Annotated in this window: 3 protein-coding genes and 1 pseudogene; all 4 read left to right on the top strand. The window is 65.0% G+C overall.

Translation table 11 applies throughout. The annotated features are described in order from the left end of the window. Nucleotides 1–49: 49 nt before the first annotated feature. Nucleotides 50–694: pseudogene (locus EN932_RS33035) on the top strand (trimethylamine methyltransferase family protein); the annotation flags it as partial. Nucleotides 695–783: 89 nt separating this feature from the next. Further along, nucleotides 784–1,479, top strand: a complete 696-nt coding sequence (locus tag EN932_RS33030) for a 4Fe-4S dicluster domain-containing protein (RefSeq protein ID WP_127384784.1) — start codon at nucleotides 784–786, stop codon at nucleotides 1,477–1,479. Between the two features lie 102 nt (nucleotides 1,480–1,581). Then, entirely contained in the window at nucleotides 1,582–2,259 is a 678-nt protein-coding gene (locus EN932_RS33025; RefSeq protein ID WP_064993722.1) for a FadR/GntR family transcriptional regulator, read from the top strand. Further along, on the top strand, nucleotides 2,256–2,819 hold a 564-nt coding region (locus EN932_RS33020), incomplete at its 3' end, for an MFS transporter (protein WP_128369400.1). The genes EN932_RS33025 and EN932_RS33020, both read left to right, overlap by 4 nt.

Genomic DNA, 2,819 nt, shown 5'->3' with positions numbered 1-2,819 from the left:
TTCATAAGCCGCTTGTGCATCCGGAACCTTGGACGCGCAGAGCGAGCCGCCGGTGCTGTTCGGCACCTTCGCCTCGTCGATCTCGATGCAGTCCGGGGCGCCGACCTTCGGCACGCCGGAGCCGTCGCTGGTGTCTTATGGCGCCGCACAGCTGGCGCGCCGTCTCGGCCTGCCGTTCCGCACCGGCGGCTCGCTCTGCGCGTCCAAGGTTCCGGATGCACAAGCGGCTTATGAAAGCGCCAACACGCTGAACTCGACCATCCTGGCCGGCACCAATTTCGTGCTGCACTCGGCCGGCTGGCTCGAGGGCGGGCTGGCCTCCTGCTACGAAAAGTTCATGATGGACATCGACCAGCTCGGCATGACGCAGAAATTCTCCGAAGGCGTCGACCTGTCGGAAAACGGCCAGGCGATGGACGCCATCCGCCAGGTCGGGCCGGGCAGCCACTATCTCGGCTGCGACCACACCCAGGCCAATTTCCAGACCGCCTTCTACCGCTCCAACATCGCCGACAACAATTCCTACGAGCAGTGGCTGGCCGAAGGCGAGAAGACAGCGCCGCAGCGCGCCAACGAACTCGCCCGCCGCTGGCTGGAAAGCTATGAGGCGCCGCATCTCGATCCGAGCATCGACGAAGCGTTGAAGGACTTCATCGCCAAGAAGAAGGGGTCGATGCCCGACGCCTTCACTTGAAAGGAGCCCGAGTCAGGCGGGGCTAAAGTCGCCAACATCATCCACAAGGAAGTCTGGCGGAGCGCGTTCTCCGATCCGGACAAGAAGGGATGATTACGCCCGCCGGCAGCGTTGACCGCATTGCTGCGGCGCTTCTCGCCAACGGCCTTGTCCTTCGCGGCGGCTTCAATTTTACGCCAAGCGATGTGCCGCCAACGGGATCATCGGGTGCGCCGGCAGCGGCCGTCCTGCTGGTGGGGCAGGCGGGCGCGGCACCCTGGCCGCATTTCCTGCGTTGGTGGGAGCAACAGCCACAGGCAATCGCCAATCCGCTCGACACATGGTCGCGCGAAGTGATCGGCGCCGTGGCGCAGGATTTTGGCGCACGGGCGATTTCTCCGTCGGACAAGCCCTATCTGCCGTTCCAGCAATGGGCAATGCGGGCGGAGGGGCTGAAACTGTCGCCGCTCGGCATCCTCATGCATCCGCGCTACGGGCTATGGCATGCCTACCGCGGTGCGCTGCTGTTCGAGGACGAAATTCCAGTTCAAGTTGCCGAGGCAGCGCCCCACCTTTGCGATAGCTGCGTCGAGAAACCCTGCCTGAAATCCTGCCCGGTCGACGCCTATTCCGCGCAAGGATTCGCTTATCAATCCTGCCTGGCGCATGTGGGGGGAGCGCATGGCGAACCCTGCCGCAGCGGCGGTTGCCTTGATCGCAATGCGTGCCCCTATGGCGCGGGATACCGCTATCCGCCGGAGGTCCAGGCGTTTCACATGGCGAGCTTCGCACGAGCCACCAGCTGATCCGTTCCCATTGCGTGGTGCTCGTTGGCTTCGATGAGCATCTTGACGGCAGCTAGAAGCAGGCCTATTCATCAAGTCATCTGATGACTTATGAATAGGCCTATGCAACCCGCCACCAGAACCAATCTCACCGACAGCGCCACCAGCAGCCTGCGTGCGGAGATCGTCAGCGGCCGCTGGGGCGTCGGCGAGCGCATTCCCAATGAGGCAGCCCTGACCGAGCTTCTGTCGGTCAGCCGCGGCACGGTGCGCGAGGCGGTGCGGGTGCTGGTCTCGCAAGGATTGCTGGATACGCGCCAGGGCTCGGGCACATATGTGCGCTCTACCGTCGATGCCTCTGCCGCGCTCGACCGGGTCAAGCGCACCGGCCTGCGCGATCAGTGGGAGGCGCGGGCGGCGCTCGACCTGGAGGCGGCACGGCTCGCCGCCATGCGCCACACGCCAGCCGATCTTGAGACGATGCGGCAACTGCTTGCCGAACGCGGCACCGTCGCGGGCGGCGGAAGCGATGCCTTCATCCGGCGCGATCTCGCTTTCCACAAATCGGTTGTCGCGGCGTCCGGCAACAAAGCGATGATGGAGCTCTACGACTTCTTCACCGCCGCCATCACCGAGACCATCCATGCCACCATCGACGGCGATCTGCCCGAACCGGACCACCAGGCGCATGCGGCTATCGTCGACGCCATTGCCGCGAGCAATCCCGAGCGCGCCGTTGCCGCCGTTCGCGCCTTCATGGCGCCGGTGCTTGCCCAACTTGAAAGACTGCTTTCGCAATGAACCAGAGTTTTCGTCAGCCTGACCCGACGGCGCAATCCGCCGCCATCGAGGGTCTGGAACTCATCGATGCCGAGGCCGACAGCCTGCCCGTGCCGCAGCCGCCTGAACTGCGCAGCCGTGCGGCGCGCATCGTGCTTGGCGCGAGCCTTGTGCTGATCGCCTTCAGCCTGCGGCCGCTGTTTTCCAGCCTGTCGGTACTGCTGCCCGAGGTGATGCAGGCAACCGGACTGTCGACGACGGGCGCCAGCCTGCTGACGACGCTGCCCGTTCTGTGTCTGGGTCTGTTCGCGCCCTTCGCGCCAAGATTTGCCCAGCGCTATGGAGCCGAGCGCACTTTGCTCGGGGCGCTCATCTTGCTGGTGCTGGGAACCGGCCTGCGCTGGTTCGGTACGGTTCCCCTGCTGTTTGTCGCCACCTTCCTTGCCGGCGGCGCCATTGCCATCGGCAATGTGCTGCTGCCGGGCCTGGTGAAGCGAGATTTCGCCGACAAGGCCGCCGTCATGACCGGGCTCTACACCATGGCGCTCTGTGCCGGCTCGGCGGCCGCCGCCGGCTTCACC

The organism is Mesorhizobium sp. M7A.F.Ca.US.002.01.1.1 (assembly GCF_004022955.1).
GTDB classification, from domain to species: Bacteria; Pseudomonadota; Alphaproteobacteria; order Rhizobiales; family Rhizobiaceae; genus Mesorhizobium; species Mesorhizobium ciceri.
This window is presented reverse-complemented; position numbering and strand designations above follow the sequence as displayed.